The 20,782-nt window shown below is 71.5% G+C and carries 18 protein-coding genes; 11 read left to right on the forward strand and 7 right to left on the reverse strand.

The genetic code is table 11. The features are described 5' to 3' along the window. Positions 1 to 14: 14 nt before the first annotated feature. A complete protein-coding gene (locus tag EV385_RS19245) occupies positions 15 to 305 on the reverse strand; it encodes a chorismate mutase (protein WP_130510715.1) in 291 nt (96 codons plus the stop codon). A 221-nt stretch (positions 306 to 526) separates the two neighbouring features. Beyond that, positions 527 to 2,401: a bifunctional metallophosphatase/5'-nucleotidase gene (locus EV385_RS19250; protein ID WP_130510716.1), complete on the reverse strand. Its 1,875-nt coding sequence runs from the start codon at positions 2,399 to 2,401 to the stop codon at positions 527 to 529. Positions 2,402 to 2,578: 177 nt separating this feature from the next. Here EV385_RS19250 and pcrA point away from each other — a divergent pair, with 177 nt between their 5' ends. Next, positions 2,579 to 4,990 carry a DNA helicase PcrA gene (gene pcrA, locus EV385_RS19255; RefSeq protein ID WP_130510717.1) on the forward strand — a complete coding sequence of 804 codons (2,412 nt, stop codon included), beginning with the start codon at positions 2,579 to 2,581 and terminating at the stop codon, positions 4,988 to 4,990. Positions 4,991 to 5,008: 18 nt separating this feature from the next. Here the strand turns inward: pcrA and EV385_RS35725 are convergent, their stop codons facing one another. Then, on the reverse strand, positions 5,009 to 5,914 hold the full coding sequence (locus EV385_RS35725) for a M23 family metallopeptidase (RefSeq protein WP_278044995.1): 906 nt from the start codon (positions 5,912 to 5,914) through the stop codon (positions 5,009 to 5,011). Positions 5,915 to 6,054: 140 nt separating this feature from the next. After that, positions 6,055 to 6,792, reverse strand: coding sequence for a M23 family metallopeptidase (locus EV385_RS19265; protein ID WP_130510718.1), 738 nt, complete (start codon positions 6,790 to 6,792; stop codon positions 6,055 to 6,057). A gap of 410 nt (positions 6,793 to 7,202) precedes the next feature. Here EV385_RS19265 and icmB point away from each other — a divergent pair, with 410 nt between their 5' ends. From icmB to EV385_RS19285, 4 genes are all read left to right on the forward strand, one after another. Next, positions 7,203 to 7,607, forward strand: a complete 405-nt coding sequence (icmB, locus tag EV385_RS19270) for a coenzyme B12-dependent isobutyryl CoA mutase small subunit (RefSeq protein ID WP_130510719.1) — start codon at positions 7,203 to 7,205, stop codon at positions 7,605 to 7,607. 444 nt (positions 7,608 to 8,051) lie between these two features. After that, positions 8,052 to 9,227, forward strand: coding sequence for an ADP-forming succinate--CoA ligase subunit beta (gene sucC, locus EV385_RS19275; RefSeq protein ID WP_130510720.1), 1,176 nt, complete (start codon positions 8,052 to 8,054; stop codon positions 9,225 to 9,227). Between the two features lie 4 nt (positions 9,228 to 9,231). Further along, a complete protein-coding gene (sucD, locus tag EV385_RS19280; protein ID WP_130510721.1) occupies positions 9,232 to 10,113 on the forward strand; it encodes a succinate--CoA ligase subunit alpha in 882 nt (293 codons plus the stop codon). A 158-nt stretch (positions 10,114 to 10,271) separates the two neighbouring features. Further along, the gene (locus EV385_RS19285; protein ID WP_207229871.1) at positions 10,272 to 11,855 is read left to right on the forward strand and encodes a cell division protein PerM; all 1,584 of its coding nucleotides are present in this window, start codon (positions 10,272 to 10,274) and stop codon (positions 11,853 to 11,855) included. 10 nt (positions 11,856 to 11,865) lie between these two features. On the opposite strand, the gene EV385_RS19290 is transcribed toward EV385_RS19285, so the two are convergent. Both EV385_RS19290 and EV385_RS19295 read right to left on the reverse strand, forming a co-directional pair. Beyond that, positions 11,866 to 12,267 (reverse strand): DUF4190 domain-containing protein, encoded by a 402-nt coding sequence (locus tag EV385_RS19290; RefSeq protein ID WP_130510722.1) that lies wholly within the window; start codon positions 12,265 to 12,267, stop codon positions 11,866 to 11,868. Positions 12,268 to 12,406: 139 nt separating this feature from the next. After that, positions 12,407 to 12,676, reverse strand: coding sequence for a DUF4190 domain-containing protein (locus EV385_RS19295; protein WP_130510723.1), 270 nt, complete (start codon positions 12,674 to 12,676; stop codon positions 12,407 to 12,409). Between the two features lie 152 nt (positions 12,677 to 12,828). Between EV385_RS19295 and purN the strand changes: the two genes are divergently transcribed. The 5 genes from purN (at position 12,829) to mdh (ending at position 17,536) form a co-directional block, all read left to right on the forward strand. Next, positions 12,829 to 13,446, forward strand: coding sequence for a phosphoribosylglycinamide formyltransferase (gene purN / locus EV385_RS19300; protein WP_130510724.1), 618 nt, complete (start codon positions 12,829 to 12,831; stop codon positions 13,444 to 13,446). After that, positions 13,443 to 14,999 (forward strand): bifunctional phosphoribosylaminoimidazolecarboxamide formyltransferase/IMP cyclohydrolase, encoded by a 1,557-nt coding sequence (gene purH, locus EV385_RS19305; protein ID WP_130510725.1) that lies wholly within the window; start codon positions 13,443 to 13,445, stop codon positions 14,997 to 14,999. The genes purN and purH overlap by 4 nt, the downstream gene beginning before the upstream one ends. A gap of 5 nt (positions 15,000 to 15,004) precedes the next feature. Next, complete coding sequence (locus tag EV385_RS19310; protein WP_130510726.1) at positions 15,005 to 15,598, forward strand: pentapeptide repeat-containing protein; 594 nt, start codon at positions 15,005 to 15,007, stop codon at positions 15,596 to 15,598. Positions 15,599 to 15,621: 23 nt separating this feature from the next. Then, complete coding sequence (locus EV385_RS19315; RefSeq protein WP_130510727.1) at positions 15,622 to 16,491, forward strand: bifunctional methylenetetrahydrofolate dehydrogenase/methenyltetrahydrofolate cyclohydrolase; 870 nt, start codon at positions 15,622 to 15,624, stop codon at positions 16,489 to 16,491. A gap of 94 nt (positions 16,492 to 16,585) precedes the next feature. Then, complete coding sequence (gene mdh, locus EV385_RS19320; protein ID WP_130510728.1) at positions 16,586 to 17,536, forward strand: malate dehydrogenase; 951 nt, start codon at positions 16,586 to 16,588, stop codon at positions 17,534 to 17,536. Positions 17,537 to 17,693: 157 nt separating this feature from the next. On the opposite strand, the gene EV385_RS19325 is transcribed toward mdh, so the two are convergent. After that, positions 17,694 to 19,355: an alkaline phosphatase D family protein gene (locus tag EV385_RS19325; protein ID WP_130510729.1), complete on the reverse strand. Its 1,662-nt coding sequence runs from the start codon at positions 19,353 to 19,355 to the stop codon at positions 17,694 to 17,696. Positions 19,356 to 19,543: 188 nt separating this feature from the next. On the opposite strand from EV385_RS19325, the gene EV385_RS19330 reads away from it, so the two are divergent. Beyond that, positions 19,544 to 20,758 (forward strand): NADP-dependent isocitrate dehydrogenase, encoded by a 1,215-nt coding sequence (locus EV385_RS19330; protein ID WP_130510730.1) that lies wholly within the window; start codon positions 19,544 to 19,546, stop codon positions 20,756 to 20,758. Positions 20,759 to 20,782: the final 24 nt, after the last annotated feature.

Raw genomic sequence — 20,782 nt, forward strand, 5'->3', positions numbered from 1 at the left:
GGGCGGCGGCGCGGTCAGAGCGGGCCGCGGCCGGCGCGCAGCAGCAGCAGGGCGACCTGGGTGCCGTCCGCGCCGAGGGCCTCGCGGAAGCGTTCGACGATCTCCCGCTCGCGGGAGAGCACCAGCCGGGTGCCGCCGGAGGCCATCCGGGTGCGGCCGACCTCCTGGGACAGCCGGGCCCGCTCCAGCCACAGGTCGATCAGGGCCTGGTCGATCTCGTCGATGCGCTCGCGGATCGTACGGATCTCGGTCGCGGCCTCGGACGCGGCGGCGCCGGTCGTTGTGTCCAGCGTGTCGGCGGTCATGTCGTGCTCCTCGGGTGCGTGCGACCCGGTCTGCCTGGCCCGGGCAGCATCAAGCCCCGGGCTGGGAAGCCCGGGGCTCGATGTAGGTCTGTCGTTCAGACGCGTCCTACGGCGGCCGGACTTCCGGTGCCATAGAAGAAAAATCGCGCCTGCTGGGTCACGCAGCCGAGTATGCCCTGGCTCCGGGCCGCTCCGCAAGGAAACGGCCCGGAGGGTGGGAATCAGGGCGTGGTCGTGATCCGGTCGACCGGGCCGGGTGCGACCGGCGCGCCGGCACCGAGGTACGCGATCAGCGCGTCGACGTCGAAGCCGGGGGCGGTGGCGCGGTCCGTGCCCGCCGTGAGGTTGGTGAACCCGTCACCGCCGTTGGCCAGGAAGTCGTTGGACGTGACCCGGTAGGTGGCCGCCGGGTCGATCGCCACGCCGTCGAGCTTGAGGTCCCGGACCTTGCTGCCCGGCGCCGCCGAGGCGCTCCACGTGTACGTGAACCCCTTGGACACCTGGAGGATCTTCTGGGTGGTCTGCCCGCCGAAGCCGACGAACTGCTGTTCCAGCACGTTCTTGAGCTGCGCGCCGGTCAGCGTCTGGGTGACGACCAGGTTGTTGAACGGCTGCACCGTGAACGCCTCGCCGTACGTGACCTGGCCGTTCGGCTCGCCGCCCGAGCTGGCCTCGGCGTCGAAGTCGGCGCGGATGCCACCCGGGTTCATCAGCGCGAGTTGTGCACCCTGGCTGCGGGTGTACGCGAGCTGGCCGTCCGCGATGACGTCGCCGAGCGGGCTCTCCCCGGCCGGGGTGGGGGTGCGGACGATGTCGGCGGTGATCGCGCCGACGACGCGGTTGGCGATCGGGGCCACCGCCGTCCGGTACTTGTCCGCGACCTTCTTCGCCGCCGGGTCCACCGTGTCGGGGTTCTTCAGGAAGACGCCCTTGGCGTCCTTGAGCCAGCCGCCGTTGCCGTCGGGCACGCCGTTCTCGACGACGACGTTGTGGGCGCTGACCTCGGCGAACCGGCCGGTGCGCCGGTCCAGGGTGTAGTCGATGTCCGTGATCAGCTGGCCGTTGCTGCCGGCGCTGGTGACCACGGAGGTCCCGGCGCGGTTCGGCAGCGTGCACGAGTAGAACCGGTGGGTGTGGCCGGAGACGACCAGGCTGAACTCGGGGTTGAGCCCGGCCACGATCGGCAGGAGCGGCCCGGAGAAGTTGGCGCAGTCCGACACCCCGGGGGTGGCGCCGGTGGGCGGGTTCTGCTGGCCGCCCTCGTGCACGAGCAGCACCTGCGCCTTGACGCCGAACAGCTTCAGCAGGCTGCCCCACTTGTTGGCGGTCTCGACCTCGTCGGCGAAGCGTACGTTCTTGATGCCGGCCGGGTTGACGATGCCGGCCGTGCCCTCCAGGGTCAGGCCGACGAAGCCGACCGGCACGCCGCCGACGAACCGGATGTCGATCGGCGGCAGGATCGGCAGGCCGGTCTTCTTGTTGATCGTGTTGGCGGCCAGGTACGTGAAGTCCGCACCGCCGAAGCCGTCGCCGTCCTGGCAACCGTCGACCGGGTGGCACCCGCCGCGCTGCAACCGCAGCAGCTCGGCGACGCCCTCGTCGAACTCGTGGTTGCCGACCGAGCTGATCTGCAGCCCGATCTCGTTCATCAGCTCGATCGTCGGCTCGTCGTGGAACGCGGCGCTGACCAGCGGGGTGCCGCCGACCAGGTCACCGGCGCCGACCGTCATGGTCTTGCGACCCTCGTCGGCGGCCTCGGCGCGCAGCTTCTTCAGCCAGGTGGCGAGGTACTCGACGCCGCCGGCGGGGACGCCGTTGACGGCCGCGCCGCTGCCGCCGGGCGGGTCGATGGCGCCGTGGAAGTCGTTGTAGCTGAGGAACTGGCCCTTGACGGTGGCGCCCAGGGGCAGCCCGGCCGAGACGCCGGCGGGGGCGAGCCCGGGCAGCGGCGCGGCCAGTACGTCAGGGCGCGGGTTCGGGGCCGCGGCGGCGGCGCTGCTCTGGGTCAGGGGCAGGGTGGCCGCGACTGCCAGAGCGAGGGCGGACGCCGCGAGGTGGCGAAGCGCAGCCCTGCCGCGAAGGCGAGGGTGGTTCATGTTATCGGTCTCCCGGTAGGGGGTGCGGTCCAGTTGATCGTCCACAGCCTCGTGCATCGATGCTGGTCACCGCTACCTCTGCCGGGTGACAACTCGATTGCGAGCGTCTGGCCCGGGCGGCGGGGGGCCCGCGCGGCGGCGAACCTGTCGGTGCCGCGACATAGACTTGCTCCCGCGATGCTAGCCCTTCCTGAGAACACACCGCCCTTGTTCGCCGCGCCCGCCGCGCAGGGGTCACCCGCGCCGCGCTCGCCCGCGCCACGGACCTCCCCCGAAGCGCTGCTGACCGGCCTGAACGGCCCGCAGCGCGACGCCGTGACCCACGCCGGGTCGCCGCTGCTGATCGTGGCGGGCGCCGGGTCCGGCAAGACCCGCGTGCTCACCCACCGGATCGCCTACCTGCTGGCCGAGCGGGACGTGCACCCGGGCCAGATCATCGCGATCACCTTCACCAACAAGGCCGCCGGTGAGATGAAGGAGCGGGTGGCCGCCCTGGTCGGCCCGCGCGCCCGGCTCATGTGGGTGTCGACGTTCCACTCCGCCTGCGTGCGCATTCTGCGCGCCGAGCACGAGCACGCCGGGCTCAAGAGCACCTTCTCCATCTACGACGCGGACGACTCCCGGCGCCTCATGCAGCTGGTGACCCGCGAGCTCGACCTCGACCCGAAGCGCTACCCGGCCCGCGGCCTGGCCGCCCAGGTGTCGAACCTGAAGAACGAGCTGGTCGAGCCGGACGACTTCGCGGCCCGCGCCAAGGGCCCGGTCGAACGGGCACTCGCCGAGGCGTACACGCTGTATCAGCGCCGCCTGAAGGAGGCGCACGCGCTGGACTTCGACGACATCATCATGACCACCGTGCACCTGCTGCAGTCGCACCCGCACGTCGCGGAGGCCTACCGGCGGCGGTTCCGGCACGTGCTGGTGGACGAGTACCAGGACACCAACCACGCGCAGTACATGCTGGTCAAGGAGCTGGTCGGCCCGGCCGAGGGAGAGCTGCCGCCGGGGGAGCTGTGCGTGGTCGGCGACGCGGACCAGTCGATCTACGCGTTCCGCGGCGCCACCATCCGCAACATCCTGGAGTTCGAGCGCGACTACCCGAACGCCCGCACCATCCTGCTGGAGCAGAACTACCGCTCCACCCAGACCGTCCTGTCCGCCGCGAACGCGGTGATCGACCGCAACACCTCCCGCAAGCCCAAGCGGCTCTGGAGCGACCAGGGCGCGGGCGAGCAGATCGTCGGGTACGTGGCCGACACCGAGCACGCCGAGGCCGACTGGGTGGCCCGGGAGATCGACCGGCTCTGCGACCACGATCGGGTGCGCCCCGGCGACGTGGCGGTGTTCTACCGCACCAACGCCCAGTCCCGGGTGTTCGAGGAGGTGTTCATCCGGGTCGGGCTGCCGTACAAGGTGGTCGGCGGGGTGCGCTTCTACGAGCGCAAGGAGGTCCGTGACGCGCTGGCGTACCTGCGGGCCGTGGTCAACGACGACGACACCGTGAGCATCCGGCGGGTCCTGAACACCCCGCGCCGCGGCATCGGCGACCGGGCCGAGGCGTGCGTGGAGGCACTGTCCACCCGCGACCGGATCTCGTTCGGCCAGAGCCTGCGCAAGGCCAAGGAGGCGCCGGGCATCTCCACCCGCGCGGCGAACTCCATCGCGGAGTTCGTGGCACTGCTCGACGAGGTGCGCGAGCTGTCCCGCACGGCCCCGCCCGAGGAGGTGCTCGAAGCGGTGCTGCAGCGCTCCGGCCTGCTGTCCGAGCTGGAGGAGAGCCTGGACCCGCAGGACGCGGGCCGGGTGGAGAACCTGCAGGAACTGGTCAGCGTGGCCCGGGAGTACACCGAGCGGGTGGAGGCGCAGGCCACCGACCCGGATGCGCCCGGCGCCACCCTGGAGGGCTTCCTGGAGCAGGTGGCCCTGGTCGCCGACGCCGATCAGGTGCCCACGGACGACCCGGAGCATCAGGGCGTCGTCACCCTGATGACGCTGCACACGGCCAAGGGCCTGGAGTTCCCGGTGGTGTTCCTGACCGGGTTGGAGGACGGGGTCTTCCCGCACATGCGGGCGCTGGGCGACAACACCGAGCTGGAGGAGGAACGGCGGCTGGCGTACGTGGGGATCACCCGCGCCCGGCAGCGCCTCTACCTGTCCCGGGCGGTGACCCGCTCGGCCTGGGGCCAGCCGCAGTACAACCCGCCGTCGCGGTTCACCGACGAGCTGCCGACCGAGCTGGTCCGCTGGGAGCGCACCGGCGGGTCGTACACGTCCTGGTCCGGTACCGGCGGCGGGGTCGGCGGGCGCGGCGGCGGTGACCGGGCCCGGGGTGGCGGCTTCGCCGGGGGCACCCCGAAGGCGCGGGAGTTGGCGGGCCGCCTCGGCATCGACGCCAGCCGCCTGGCCACGGCCAGCGACCTGAAGCAGCCCCCCAAGGTGGCGGCGGGCGACCGGGTCAACCACCAGCGGTACGGCCTGGGCCGGGTGGTCACGGTCGAGGGGCACGGCCCGGGCGCCCGGGCCCAGATCGACTTCGGCGACCAGGTGATGTGGCTGGTGCTGCGGCACGCGCCACTGGAGAAGCTCTAGCCGAGGGGCCCGAGCCGGTCAGTCCTTCGGCGGACCGGCGGGCTCCCCGCAGCCGCCGATGTCGACGCCGCGCTGGCGCATCCACGCGGTGGGCTCGACGGGGTTCTTGTAGCGCCCCTCGTGCACCTCGAAGTGCAGGTGCGGCCCCGTGGAGTGGCCGGTGGAGCCCTCGTTGCCGATCTGGTCACCGGCCTTGACCCGCTGGCCCGCTTTCACCGTGATCTTGGACATGTGCCCGTAGTGGGTGAGGTAGCCGTTGCCGTGGTCGATGAGCACGGCGTTGCCGTACCCCTCGGCGGGCCCGGCGGTCACGACCAGGCCCGCACCGGCGGCCCGGATCGGGGTGCCGTCCGGCGCGGCCAGGTCGACGCCCTCGTGCATGCGGCCCCAGCGCTCGCCGAAGCAGGACGTGGTGGTGGCCCCGGGCATGGGGTTGACCCAGGCGACCACGGGCACCGGCTTGGCCTTGCGGCGCGGCGCCTGCCACGACAGGCCGCCGTTGCCGGACTGGCCTCCGGAGGCGGCGGGCTGCGGCGTGGTGCCGGGCAGCACCGTGATCGGGGCGCCGGGCAGTCCCGCGACGCCGGCCTGCCCCGGGGTGGGCATTCCGGTGGCAGCCCCGGCGGGCACGCCCCCGGCCGGGGTGGTCGGGCTGACGGGGGTCGGGGCGGGGCTGACCTGGGTCCGGGCGGCGGGATGCAGATTCGCCTTGGCGGCGGCAGTCGCGGCCCCGTACGAACTCGCGGCGGCGGCGGAAACACCCGCGACGCCGACTCCGGCGACGAGCGCGGCGGCGGTCACCACGTACCGGTTGCGCTCGCCGACGACCAGCGGCACCAGCGGGGTACGGGGAGCGCGATGGCTGTGCAGCGCATCGGTACGGCGGTGCCGGCCACCCGCCTGGTGCTTCGCTCGATGCTGCACGGTGCGAAGCCCTCCCTGGATCCGGTTCCTTGTCCGACAATTTCCTGTCGGCGACGCCCGGCGGACCATGAGGAGAGGGCAAATGTGACGTCGCTTACCTCCCGGGTTGCACCCGAGATGCGACGCAGATGAGCGGTGGCTCAGGAGGCTTCGGAGGCCAGCCCGGCGTAGATCGACTCGACCTGGAGCTTGATGTCGACGCCCCGGTCCCGCAGGAAGGTGATCGGGTCGGTCGGGTTGCCGTGCACGTGGATCTCGAGGTGCAGGTGGGTGCCGTACGAATAGCCGGTGTTGCCGACCTCACCGATGACCTGACCGGCCTTGACGACGTCACCGGTCTTGACCAGCACCCGGCGGGAGTGCCCGTAGATCGTCTCGGTGCCGTCCGGGCTCTGGATCGTGATCGAGTAGCCGTAGGCGCCGTTGTAGCCGGCGGCGGTCACCGTGCCCCCGTGCACCGCCTTGTACGGCACCCCCTCGGGGGCGGCCAGGTCGATGCCGGCGTGCAGCTTGCCGAAGCGGACCCCGTACGGCGAGGTGAAGGTGTACTCGTCGAGGGGCAGCAGCCAGACGTCCTCGGCCTTCACCTCGCTGGCCTTGGCCGCCTTGTCGGTGCCGCGCTGCTGGCTCCGGGAGGCGCGGCCGGGGTCGGCGGCGCGGTCGGCGATCTGGCTGGAGGCGGCGGAGGCGTTCTCGAGGTTGTGCAGGACGGTCGGGCTGACCGCCTTGGCGTCCGGGAAGTTACCGGCGCCCATGGCGACGACACCGGCTCCAACGAAGGCGGAGGCGGCGACGTAGGCGTAACGGCTGCGCGGAGGGGTGGGAACGCGGCGTCGGCCGCGGTAGCGATCGGGCTCAGACGACAAGCGCTGGCGCACGAATCAGACCCTCCGTCGTTGACAACAAGGCGGCCGCCATCAGGCGAGTAACACCAGGTGAACGGTGGCTGGCCGAGCCGTCGGTTCGGGGTTAACCGGTTGACAGCCGTGGGCCACGGTAACGAAACGCAACGCGCGTCACAAGTCGCAGCGCCAATTCCCTGACACTTTCCGGGACGTATTCGACTGCTAATGTCCGACTTCGTGACCTTTTCTGATCGACCTCGTTGCTAGCGCTGTGTAACTGCCTCCCGAGCAGATAGTCATGTGATCCGGAATACGCTTTCGGGTGCTTGCTCCGCGCGGAAGAGTGCACCGCACGCCGACCGGTAGTACGGAGCGATCGCTTCCCGGGTTCAACGGTGGGGGGTTACCGTTCGTTCAGGAAGCTGGTCGACGAAGGGGTCGCAATGCAAGAACGGATCAGGGTCGTCGTCGCGAAGCCGGGCCTGGACGGGCACGACCGCGGGGCCAAGGTGGTCGCCCGCGCGCTGCGCGACGCCGGCATGGAGGTCGTCTACACCGGGCTGCATCAGACGCCCGAGCAGATCGTCGAGACCGCCGTCCAGGAGGACGCCGACGCGATCGGGCTCTCCGTGCTCTCCGGCGCCCACATGACATTGTTCCGCCGCGTATTGGAACTGCTCACGGAGCGCGACGCCAGCGACATCGTGGTATTCGGCGGCGGCATCATTCCGGCCGACGACATCGTCGAATTGGAAGAACTCGGGGTGGCGAAGATATTCACCCCCGGTGCGACCACCGCGTCCATCATCGAATGGGTACGCGCCAATGTCGCAACCCCGGTCGGGTGAGCTGACCCCACCACCAAGCGGCCAAATCGCCCGTGTACGAGCGAAGGGGAAGGGCCGGACGCACCCCTCACACGTCCGGCCCCTCCATGCACGACGCCCCGCCGCCACCCCTCGACCGACAGGGCATCGGCCGCCTGCTCGCCGGTGCGTTGTCAGCGCTCCGACAACACACTCAACGACGCCTTTCTCGCAGGGTTACGCGCGCTGTTACCACTTTTTCGCAGTGTCGCCGCGCGGGCGCCGGGCCTGTGCGGTCCGGCACACCGAACCCCCGCCCAGGCAGGGGCGCCGGGCCGGTCGCTAGTCTGCGGGTGAGGCCTCCCTGCAGCGCAGGAGCCGAGACTCTCTCACGCTTGCGGCGCCGCATCGGCGCGCCGCGGACACAGGTCGGGACGCAAAGGTGCGGCTTGCCGTCAGCAACGCGTCGCGAGCGAAAGGGGACACGTGGACCTGTTCGAGTATCAGGGGCGCGACCTGTTCGAACGGCACGGGCTGCCCGTGCTGGGCGGCGGCGTCGCCGAGACCCCGCAGGAGGCCCGCGCCATCGCGGAGCGCCTCGGCCGGGTCGTCGTCAAGGCGCAGGTGAAGGTGGGCGGCCGCGGCAAGGCCGGCGGCGTCAAGCTCGCGGCCGACGCGGATGAGGCGCAGGCCCGCGCCAGCGACATCCTCGGCATGGACATCAAGGGCCACACCGTGCACAAGGTGATGCTGGCCGAGACCGCGGACATCGCGGACGAGTACTACTTCTCGTACCTGCTGGACCGCGCGAACCGCACCTTCCTGTGCATCGCCAGCGTGGCCGGCGGCATGGAGATCGAGCAGGTCGCCGAGGAGCAGCCGGACAAGGTCGCGAAGATCGCGATCGACGCCAACAAGGGCGTGGACGCGGCCAAGGCCCGCGAGATCGTCGCCGCCGCGCAGTTCCCCGCCGAGGTCGCCGACCAGGTCGCCGACATCGCGGTGAAGCTCTGGCAGACCTTCGTCGCCGAGGACGCCACCCTGGTGGAGGTCAACCCGCTGGCCAAGACCGGCAACGGCAAGGTCCTCTGCCTGGACGCGAAGATCACCCTGGACGAGAACGCGTCGTTCCGGCACCCGGACCACGAGGCCCTCGTGGACCAGTCCGCGGTCGACCCGCTGGAGCAGGCCGCCAAGGCCAAGGACCTCAACTACGTCAAGCTCGACGGCGAGGTCGGCATCATCGGCAACGGCGCGGGCCTGGTCATGTCGACGCTCGACGTGGTCGCGTACGCGGGGGAGCGGCACGGCGGGGTCAAGCCGGCCAACTTCCTCGACATCGGCGGCGGCGCCAGCGCCGCGGTCATGGCCAACGGCCTGGAGATCGTGCTGTCCGACCCGTCGGTGAAGTCGGTCTTCGTCAACGTCTTCGGCGGCATCACCGCCTGCGACGAGGTCGCCAACGGCATCGTGCAGGCCCTGGCCCTGCTGGAGCAGCGCGGCGAGAGGGTCACCAAGCCGCTGGTCGTCCGCCTCGACGGCAACAACGCCGAGGCCGGCCGGGCGATCCTCGACGGCGCGAACAACCCGCTGGTCCAGCGGGTGGACACGATGGACGGTGCGGCCGAGCGCGCCGCTGAGCTCGCGGCTGCGGGGGTATGACGACATGGCTATCTGGCTCACCAAGGACTCCAAGGTCATCGTCCAGGGCATGACCGGCTCGGAGGGTTCCAAGCACACCCGCCGGATGCTGGCCGCGGGCACCAACGTGGTCGGCGGCGTGAACCCCCGCAAGGCCGGCACCACGGTCGACTTCGACGGCACCAGCCTGCCCGTCTTCGCGAACGTGGCCGAGGCCATGAAGGAGACCGGCGCCGACGTCACGGTCATCTTCGTGCCGCCGCAGTTCACCAAGGCCGCGGTCGTCGAGGCCATCGACGCCGAGATCCCGCTGGCCGTGGTGATCACCGAGGGCGTGCCGGTGCAGGACTCGGCCGCGTTCTGGGCGCACAACGTGGCGCAGGGGCAGAAGACCCGCATCATCGGCCCGAACTGCCCCGGCATCGCCTCGCCGGGCGCGTCCAACGCGGGCATCATCCCCGCGGACATCACGCCCGCCGGGCGCATCGGCCTGGTCAGCAAGAGCGGCACCCTGACCTACCAGCTCATGTACGAGCTGCGCGACATCGGCTTCTCGACCTGCGTGGGTATCGGCGGTGACCCGATCATCGGCACCACCCACATCGACGCCCTCAAGGCGTTCCAGGACGACCCCGACACCGACGCGATCGTCATGATCGGTGAGATCGGCGGCGACGCCGAGGAGCGGGCCGCCGACTTCATCAAGGCGCACGTCACCAAGCCGGTCGTCGGCTACATCGCGGGCTTCACCGCGCCGCCCGGCAAGACCATGGGCCACGCGGGCGCGATCATCTCCGGCTCCGCCGGTACCGCCGACGCCAAGAAGGAGGCCCTGGAGGCCGCCGGTGTCAAGGTCGGCAAGACCCCCAGCGAGACCGCGCGCCTGATGCGCGAGGTCATGAGCTGATCCCGGTCACCGTCACGGCGCGCCGCCGCCCGGATGCCCCACATCCGAGCGGCGGCGCGCCGCGTTTCGGGCGTTCGTACATGGAAAACCCTCGCCGTGGTCGTTCGGGGCGGGAAAACCATCGCCGCACGCCATTCCGCGTGGAAAAGTAGGCGACGATGCCGACCACACCCGATCCTCCCGACGGTCGACGTGCCGGCTCGGAGGACCGGTTGGCGGCCGCCGAGGCGGCCCACCTGGCCGCCCGCGACACCGTGCCCCTCGACACCCGTACGCCCGCGCCGCGCCGCGACAACTCGGCGGGTGTCGAGTTCGACCTGCTGGTCGACGTCAGCGCCGCCGCGACCCGGGACACCGTGCGCCTGGACCCGGCGACCCGCGACACCGTGCCCCTCGGCCCGCGCGGCGACACCGCCGAACGTTCGGGCCGCGCACGCTCCGACGACGACTCCGAGGGGGACGATCCGGCGCGCCGCGACACCGTCCGGGTCGACGCCGCCATGCTGGCCCGGCGCGACACCGTACGGCTGCCCGTGCCGCCACGGCGGCCCCGGGCGCCGCTGCCGGTAGCGGCCGGGTTCGCGACGCTCTGGGCGGCGCTGCTGACCTACCTGCCGGTCACCGCGGTCATCGGGCTGGCCCGCACGTTCGAGGGGGCCGGGGGGCTGGCCGGGGCCGCCCACGCCGGCCTCGCCGGGTGGCTGCTGGGCCACGGCGTGCCGCTGGGCACCTCGATCGGTCCGCTCGCCCTCACCCCGCTGCTGCTCACGGCGCTCGTGATCTGGCGGTTGAGCCGCGCCGGCCTGCACGTCACCCGGGCCGTCGGGGTCCGGCGCACCGGCTCCACCCGGGCCGCCCTGCTGGTCGCGGGCGCGGTCGGCGCGGCGTACGCCCTGCTGGGTGCGGCGGCCGCGGCCGTTGTCGACGGCCGGGGCACGGCGGTGTCGGTGGGCCGGGCAGCCCTCACGTTCCTGCTGATCGGCACGGTCGGCGCGCTGTTCGGGGCGCTGCACGGCACGGACGCGGTGGTCCCGCTGGCCAGGCGCGTCCCGGCGGTGCTGCGGCACGGGTCGCGCACCGGGGTGGTGGCCGCGCTGCTGGTGCTGGCCGCGGGCGCGGGATTCGCGGGGCTGTCCGTCGCGGTCGGCGGCGGGCAGGCGGCGGACACCATCGCGGCGTACCGGACCGGGGTGGTGGGGCAGGCCGGGATCACCCTGGTCAGCCTCGCGTACGGGGTGAACGCCGCCGTGTGGGCGGCCGCCTATCTGCTGGGGCCGGGTTTCTCGCTGGGCGCGGACTCCGCGATCCGGCTGACCGAGGTGACCGTCGGGCCGCTGCCCACGCTGCCGCTGCTGGCCGGGCTGCCGGACGGTCCGATGGGGGCGGGCGGCGCGGCGCTGCTGGCCGTACCCGTGTTGGCGGGCATGGTCGCGGGCGCGCTGTTGACCCGGCGCCTGGCGCGTGGCCGGACGGCCGCGCCCGGGCGGGGCGAACTGCCCCCGCCCACGGCGCCGGGCTGGCCCCTGGTGATCGGATCGGCGCTGGTCGCGGGGCCGGTCGCGGGCCTGCTGCTGGGTGTCCTCAGCCGCCTGTCCGGTGGTTCGCTGGGCGACGGACGGCTGGCGCAGATCGGCCCGGTGTCGTGGCAGGTCGGACTCGTCGCGGCCGGGGTGGTCGCGGTCTCCGCCCTGCTCGGCGCGGCGGCCGCCCGCGCGTGGCGGCAGTCGGCCGACCGCCATTGATGCCTACGGATCAGAAGTTCTGGTACGTGGTGAAGTCCCACACGCCCGCGACCAGCGCGTAGATCACCAAGAGCAGGCTGAGCGCGAGGGCGGCGCCACCGCAGATGAGGGCGGCCCACGCCTGACCGCGGTTGGTGGCCCGGCCCGTTGTGACCCTGTTCAGGCCGAGGTAGCCCAGAACGACGGCCGCGATCGCGAACGGCAGCCCCAGGAAGGAGCAGCACGGCAGCAAGACGAGCGCCACGATGCCGAGGATCATGCCGACGAGGCCCTGGGTGTTCTGCGGCGCCGCCGGAGCGTAGTACTGCGGCGGGTACCAGCCCTGGTCCGGTGGGGGCGGGTACGACCCCGGCGGGGGCGGCGGCTGCTGGTGGTACGGGTCCTGCTGGTACGGGTCCTGGCCTGGCTGCATGTCTGCCTTCCGAGGTGGAACGGGCGCCGCCCGCAGCGTGCCGGGCAGATGGCGTGGTCGGAGCCTGACGGGCGTCGGGGTGGCGCACCGACGACACAGGGCGCCCCGGCAGACCCGGGACGCCCTGTGCGGGAGCTGCTTAGGACTTGCCGCCCGTCAGGCCGCCAAGCACACCGGTGACGTTCAGGACGATGCCGACGACAAAGAGTAGAGCGGAGAGCCCGATCGCGATGTAGCCGAGGGTGGGCTCCTTACCCACCTTCTTGGCCTCCATCAGGCTGAGGATGCCGAACACGATGCCCAGCGGCGAGCAGCAGAAGGCGAAGACGATGCCGAGGACACCCCAGAGGGTCGTCTTGTCGTTGGCCGGCTGGGCCGGCGGACCGTAGTAAGGCGGCGGCGTGGTCACGATTCAGATCCTCCAGGAATTGTTCCGTACGGTATCCGTGACGGTTTTCGCATCGATCAGCGGATCGGCAGCCTAGCCGATCATCGGCGCTCATGCTGTCCCTATGCCGACCCGTGGGCGAGCGTTTCCGGCGGCGGCGATAGGGTGCTCGGGTGAGAGACCCCGCGCCCGCCCGCCTGGTCGTCCTCGTCTCCGGCTCCGGCAGCAACTTGCAGGCCCTGCTCGACGCGGCCACCGACCCCGCGTACGGGGCCCGCGTCGTCGCGGTCGGCGCCGACCGCGACGGCATCGCCGGGCTCGACCGTGCCGCGGCGGCCGGCGTGCCCACGTTCGTCGACGCGGTCAAGGCCTACCCGTCGCGCGAGGACTGGGACGCGGCGCTGACCGCGCATGTTGCCGAGCATAAGCCTGATCTGGTCATCTCGGCCGGCTTCCTCAAACTCGTCGGCCCGGAGTTCCTGGCTGCCTTCGGCGACCGGTACATCAACACCCACAACGCGCTGCTGCCCGGCTTCCCGGGCATCCACGGCCCGCGCGACGCCCTCGCGTACGGGGTGAAGATCGCGGGGGCGACCCTGTTCTTCGTCGACTCCGGTGTCGACACCGGACCCATCATCGCCCAGGTCAGCGTGCCCGTGCTCGACGACGACACGGAGGAGACGCTGACCGAGCGGATCAAGGAAGCGGAGCGCCGCCAGCTCGTCGAGCAGGTCGGCCGGCTGGTCCGCGAGGGCTGGACCATCACGGGAAGAAAGGTCACCATCCCATGACCGACGAGGGTCGCCGTCCGCTGCGGCGGGCACTGCTGAGCGTGTACGACAAGACCGGCCTGGTCGAGCTCGCGCAGGCCCTGCACGCCGCCGGGGTGCAGATCGTCTCCACCGGCAGCACCGCCGCCACCGTGGCGGACGCGGGGGTTCCGGTGACCCGGGTGGAGGACCTCACCGGCTTCCCGGAGTGCCTGGACGGCCGGGTCAAGACGCTGCACCCGCGGGTGCACGCCGGTCTGCTGGCCGACCTGCGGCTGCCCGCGCACGCCGAGCAACTCGCCGACCTGGGGGTGGAGCCGTTCGACCTGCTGGTGTCGAACCTGTACCCGTTCACCGCTACCGTGGCGTCGGGCGCCTCCGAGGACGAGTGCGTCGAGCAGATCGACATCGGCGGGCCCGCCATGGTGCGCGCGGCCGCCAAGAACCACGCCTCCGTGGCGGTGGTGACCTCGGTGGCGGCGTACCCGCTGATCCTGGCGGCCCTCGCCGATGGCGGCTTCACCCTCGCCCAGCGCAAGCTGCTGGCGTCCCGCGCGTTCGCGGACATCGCCGAGTACGACGTGGCCGTCGCGAACTGGTGCGCCACCACTCTCTCCCCGGCGGAGTGGCCCGAGTTCGCGGGCCTGGCGCTGCGCCGTGACACCGCCCTGCGCTACGGCGAGAACCCGCACCAGCAGGCCGCCCTGTACGTGGACCCGGCCGCCCCGGCGGGCCTGGCCCAGGCGGAGCAGTTGCACGGCAAGGAGATGTCGTACAACAACTACGTGGACGCCGACGCCGCGTGGCGCTCGGCCAACGACTTCGCCGAGCCGTGTGTGTCGATCATCAAGCATGCGAACCCGTGCGGCATCGCGGTGGGCGTGGACGTCGCCGAGGCGCACCGCAAGGCCCACGCCTGCGACCCGACGTCCGCGTTCGGCGGGGTCATCGCGGTCAACCGTGAGGTCACGGTGGAGCTCGCGCAGCAGGTCGCGGAGATCTTCACCGAGGTGATCGTCGCGCCGTCGTTCGCCCCGGAGGCGGTCGAGGTGCTGCGCGAGAAGAAGAACCTGCGGGTGCTGGTCGCGCCGCCGTGGTCGCCCGCGCCCGCGGAGATCCGCCAGGTCGGTGGCGGGATCCTCGTGCAGACCGCGGACCGGATCGACGCGCCCGGCGACGACCCGGCCGGGTGGACCCTGGCCACCGGGGCGCCGGCCTCCCCCGAGGTGCTGCGGGATCTGGCGTTCGCGTGGCGGGCGATCCGGTCGGTGAAGAGCAACGCGATCCTGCTGGCACACGACGGCGCCACGGTCGGCGTGGGCATGGGCCAGGTCAACCGGGTGGACGCCGCGCACCTCGCGGTGTCGCGGGCGGGCGCCGAACGGGCCCGGGGCAGCGTGGCCGCGTCGGACGCGTTCTTCCCGTTCCCGGACGGCCTGGAGGTGCTGATCGCCGCGGGGATCTCGGCGGTGGTGCAGCCGGGCGGCTCGGTCCGGGACAACCTGGTCATCGAGGCGGCGCAGAAGGCGGGACTGACCGTCTACCTCACCGGCACCCGGCACTTCTTCCACTGACCGACATGGAGGTCGTCCGCAACGAGCGCTTCTCCGCCAAGGACTGGGCCCTGGTCGAGTGGGACCGCGCGCACTACGAGGACTGCGCGTTCCACGACGTGGACTTCTCCGAGGCGCGGCTCACCGGCTGCACGTTCGCGCACTGCCACTTCGGCAACGTCCGCTTCAACGCGGCGGAGCTGATGACGTGCGCGATCGTGCAGTCGCAGTTCCAGCGGTGCTCGTTCTTCGACGCCCGGCTGACCGAGTGCAAGCTCACCGGCAGCCAGTTCGTCGACTGCGGACTGCGGCCGCTGACGGTCGAGGGCGGCGACTTCTCGTTCGTGTCCCTGCGCGGCCAGAACCTGACCGCGGCGAAGCTGGGCGCGCTGCGCCTGCGCGAGGCGGACCTGACCGGCGCCGACCTGACCCGGGTCGATCTGCGCGGCGCCGACCTGTCCGGCGCGCAGCTCAAGGACGTCGTGCTCAAGGGCGCGGACCTGCGCGGGGCGGACCTGGGCGGGGTGGCGCTGCGCGGGGTGGACGTAACCGGCGCGAAGATCGATCTGGCGCAGGCGGCGCTGTTCGCGACCGCGTACGGTGCGGTGGTCGGCGACTGAGCGCGTTCTGGCAGGATCGACGCGTGACGGCGACGATTCTGGACGGCAAGGCCGCCGCGGCGGCGATCAAGGAAGACCTGCTCCAGCGGGTCAAGGCTCTCGGGGAGCGCGGCGTCGTCCCGGGGCTCGGCACGGTGCTGGTCGGTGACGACCCGGGCTCACACGCGTACGTGACCGGCAAGCACCGCGACTGCGCCGAGGTCGGCATCGCCTCGATCCGGCGCGACCTGCCCGCCGACGCCACCCAGGAGCAGGTCGAGGCGGTCGTCGCGGAGCTGAACGCGAACCCGGACTGCCACGGCTACATCGTGCAGTTGCCGCTGCCCAAGCACCTGGACACCCAGCGCGTCCTGGAGCGGATCGACCCCGACAAGGACGCCGACGGCCTGCACCCGGTGAACCTGGGTCGCCTGGTCCTCGGCTACGACGGTCCGCTGCCGTGCACCCCACGCGGCATCGTGCACCTGCTGCGCCGCTACGACATCGCGCTGAAGGGCGCCGAGGTGACCGTGGTGGGGCGCGGCACGACGGTCGGCCGCCCGCTGGGGCTGCTGCTGACCCGCAAGAGCGAGAACGCCACCGTGACCCTGTGTCACACCGGCACGGTCGACCTCGCCGCCCACACCCGGGCCGCGGACATCGTGATCGCCGCGGTCGGCGTGCCCGGGTTGATCACCGCCGACATGGTCAAGCCCGGTGCCACGGTCGTCGATGTCGGGCTCACCCGGGTCGTCGGGGAGGACGGCAAGGGCCGGTACACCGGCGACGTGGCGCCCGGGGTCCGTGAGGTGGCCGGGGCGGTGGTGCCGATGCCCGGCGGGATCGGCCCGATGACCCGGGCGATGCTGCTCACCAACGTGGTGGAGCGCGCCGAGTGGCACACCTCCCGCTGACTCCCCCTGCCAGGTAAGGGATCGTTAACCGGCTGATACGGTCCGGAAAAGTCCACCCACGTTCCGGGAGGGCTGCTTTCCGGGAGGGAGAGGCATGGGCAAGAAGGTCACTGTCGTCGGCGCCGGCTTCTACGGATCCACGACCGCGCAGCGTCTGGCCGAGTACGACATCTTCGACACCGTGGTGCTCACCGACATCGTGGAGGGCAAGCCGGAGGGTCTCGCGCTGGACCTGAACCAGTCGCGGCCGGTCGAGGGCTTCGAGACCAAGGTCGTCGGCGCCACCACCGGCCCGAACGGTGAGGGCTACGAGGCCATCGAGGGCTCGGACGTCGTCATCATCACCGCCGGGCTGCCCCGCAAGCCGGGGATGAGCCGGATGGACCTGCTCGGCGTCAACGCCAAGATCGTTCGCCAGGTCTCCGAGAACGTCGCCAAGTACGCCCCGAACGCCGTGGTCATCGTGGTCTCGAACCCGCTGGACGAGATGACCGCGTTGGCCCAGATCGCCACCCAGTTCCCGAAGAACCGGGTTCTCGGCCAGGCCGGCATGCTGGACACGGCCCGGTTCACCCACTTCGTCGCCGAGACCCTCGGCGTCAAGGTGGGCGCGGTGCAGACCCTGACCCTCGGCTCGCACGGCGACACGATGGTGCCCGTACCCAGCCGGTGCACGGTCAACGGCAAGCCGCTGTCCGACCTGCTGCCCGAAGACAAGATCGAGGAGCTGGTCACCCGGACCCGCAACGGCGGCGCCGAGGTGGTGGCCCTGCTCAAGACCGGCTCGGCGTACTACGCGCCGTCCGCCGCCGCCGCCCGCATGGCCAAGGCGGTCGCGGAGGACTCCGGCGCGGTCATGCCGGTCTGCGCCTGGGTCGACGGCGACTACGGCATCTCGGGCGTCTACCTGGGCGTGGAGGCCGAGATCGGCGCCGAGGGCGTGCGCCGGGTGGTCGAGACGAAGCTTACCGACTCCGAGCTGGCGGGCCTCAAGGAGGCCGCCGAGGCCGTCCGCGCCAAGCAGGCCGACGTCGCCGACCTCTGAGTCGGCAGATCTTGGTCGATACTCGCCCTCCCGGGGGCGGAAACCGACCAAGATCTAGGTTCGTTCACCGGGAAGGCCGGGACCATGCGGTCCCGGCCTTTGCCGTGCGGGTCTTGGAGAGTTTCGGCGCGTAGCCGACCGGAACTCTTCAACTTTGCTACGGCCGCAACGGGAAGCTGTGCTGGTCGTCGTGGACGTCGTAGACCGGCCCGAGCAGCGGGGTGCCGGTGGCGGGCGCGACCTGTTCGTCGACCTCCGCGATGCCCGGCCGCCCCGCCTCCGCCACGAACTGCGCGGCCGTGCGCACGGTGGCGGTGGGCGCCCACACCGTGTCGACCACGCGCAGGCTGCTCAGCAGGCGCTGGGCGTCCACGTCGCAGACGACGTAGCCGCGCCGGTTGTCGATGTAGCGCCAGTGCGGGCTCTCCCGCATGATCGGGTCGTACGTGGCATGGAACGCGGCCACGTCGGGGTTTCCGCCCGAGCTGACCGACGTGCCGGTGAGCTCGGCGCCGACCACCGGTGACGCGGGATCGTCGAAGTCGGGCCGCAGGTCGCAGACCCACGTGCAGTGCCGGTCGCCGGTGAGTACCACCGGGTTCGCGACCTGCCCGGTGCCGAACAGCTCCAGCAGCCGCCGCCGCTGGACCCGGTAGCCGTCCCAGTTGTCGTAGTCGAAGACCTGCTCCGGCCCGGCCCTGCGGTCGTTCTGCGCCCACATCACCTGGTTGGCCAGCAGGTTCCAGGTGCCCCCGGAGCTGCGCAGACCCTCGGTCAACCAGTGCTCCTGGTCCGCCCCGGTCATGGTCAGCGTGGGGTCCTGTGCGCCGGCCAGGGTGCCCGGCTGGTCGCTGCGGTACTGGCGGGTGTCCAGAACGTGCACGCTGGCCAGGGTCCCGAACCGCAGCCGCCGGTACACCTGCATGTCCAGACCCGAGGGCAGTGAGCTGCGGCGCAGCGGCATGTGCTCGTAGTACGCCTGGAACGCGGCGGTCCGGCGGGCCCGGAACGCCGACGGCGACTGCTGGTCGGGGTCCTGCGGGATCTCGTCGGCCCAGTTGTTGTCGATCTCGTGGTCGTCGAGCGTCACGATCCACGGGAACGCGGCATGCGCGGCCTGCAGGTCCGGGTCGGTCCGGTACCGCGCGTGCCGGTTGCGGTACTGCACGAGCCCGGTCGGCTCGCCCGTGCCCTCGTGGCGGCGGATCGCGGCCGGATTGGGTGCGCCCTCGTAGATGTAGTCGCCGAGGAACGCCACGAACGCCAGGTCCTCGGCGGCCAGGTGCTGGTACGCGGTGTAGTACCCGGCCTGGTAGTCCTGGCAGCTCGCGAACGCGAAGCGCAGCCGAGACGGCCGGGCGTCGGCCGCCGGTGCGGTCCGGGTGCGGCCCACCGGCGAGATCTGGTCGCCGGCCTTGAACCGGTAGTGGTAGACCGCGTCGGGGCGCAGGCCCCGCACCTCGACGTGCACCGAGTGGGCGTACTCGGGGGTGGCGGTGGCCGAGCCGCGCTGGACGATCCGGCTGAAGCCCGGGTCCTCGGCGACCTCCCAGTCCACCGCCACGTTCTGGGTGGGCATCCCGCCGCCGGTGGTGGGTTGCGGGGCCAGGCGGGTCCAGAGCACCACGCCGTCCGGCAGCGGGTCGCCGGAGGCGACGCCGAGGGTGAAGACGCCGGCGGGTACGCGGGCGCCGAGGCCGTTGCGGATGCGCGCGTACCCGCCGTCGTGGGTGATCAGCAGGGGGCCCGCGGCGACGGCGGCGGCGCCCGCGACGAAGCGGCGGCGGCTGACGGGGAAGGAGAAGCTGGACAACGACATACTTCGATGTAACACGGTGTCGGTTACGTCACAGGGAACGGTGTTCGCCCCTCCGAACGTCCGCCCGGGAACGGCGGGGTATCTTGCGGAATCGGGGTGGTCACGGACGGGGTCGGCGATGATCTCCCACCGTCAGGCAGTACGCTCGTACTGCTAAAACATGTGTCCCGGGAGAGGAGCGCCGGCCGATGGCGAAAATCAAGGTCAAAAACCCGGTCGTGGAGCTCGACGGCGACGAGATGACTCGGATCATCTGGAAGCAGATCCGTGAGCAGCTGATCCTGCCCTACCTCGACGTCGACCTCGAGTACTACGACCTGTCGATCCAGCACCGAGACGAGACCGACGACCAGGTCACGATCGACGCGGCGAACGCCATCAAGCGGCACGGCGTCGGCGTGAAGTGCGCCACGATCACCCCGGACGAGGCCCGGGTGGACGAGTTCGGCCTGAAGAAGATGTGGCGCTCCCCGAACGGGACGATCCGCAACATCCTCGGCGGCGTCGTCTTCCGCGAGCCGATCATCATGTCGAACGTACCCCGGCTGGTACCCGGCTGGACCAAGCCGATCGTCATCGGCCGGCACGCCCACGGCGACCAGTACAAGGCCACCGACTTTGTCACGCCCAAGGCGGGCAAGCTGACGATGACCTTCACCCCGGACGACGGCTCGGCGCCCATGGAGTTCCACGTCGCCGACTTCCCGGGCGGTGGTGTCGGCCAGGCCATGTACAACTTCGACCAGTCCATCCGCGACTTCGCCCGCGCCTCGTTCCGGTACGGCCTGGCCCGCAACTACCCGGTCTACCTGTCGACGAAGAACACGATCCTCAAGGCGTACGACGGCCGGTTCAAGGACCTGTTCGCGGAGATCTTCGAGACGGAGTTCGCGGAGGATTTCAAGGCCGCTGGGATCACCTACGAGCACCGGCTGATCGACGACATGGTCGCCGCCGCGATGAAGTGGGAGGGCGGCTACGTCTGGGCCTGCAAGAACTACGACGGTGACGTGCAGTCCGACACCGTGGCCCAGGGCTTCGGCTCGCTCGGCCTGATGACCTCGGTGCTGATGACCCCGGACGGCAAGACCGTCGAGGCCGAGGCCGCCCACGGCACCGTCACCCGGCACTACCGGCAGTGGCAGAAGGGCGAGAAGACCTCGACCAACCCGATCGCCTCGATCTTCGCCTGGACCGGTGGCCTCAAGCACCGCGGCAAGCTGGACGGCACCCCGGCGGTCACCGAGTTCGCCGAGGCCGTCGAGCGGGTCTGCGTCGAGACCGTCGAGAGTGGTCAGATGACCAAGGACCTGGCGCTGCTCATCTCCCGCGACGCGCCGTGGCTGACCACCGACGAGTTCATGAACGCGCTCGAGGCGAACCTGGCGGGCAAGCTCGGCTGACGCCCGTACCGAAAAGAGCTTTCC

The organism is Krasilnikovia cinnamomea (assembly GCF_004217545.1).
Taxonomy (GTDB): Bacteria; Actinomycetota; Actinomycetes; order Mycobacteriales; family Micromonosporaceae; genus Actinoplanes; species Actinoplanes cinnamomeus.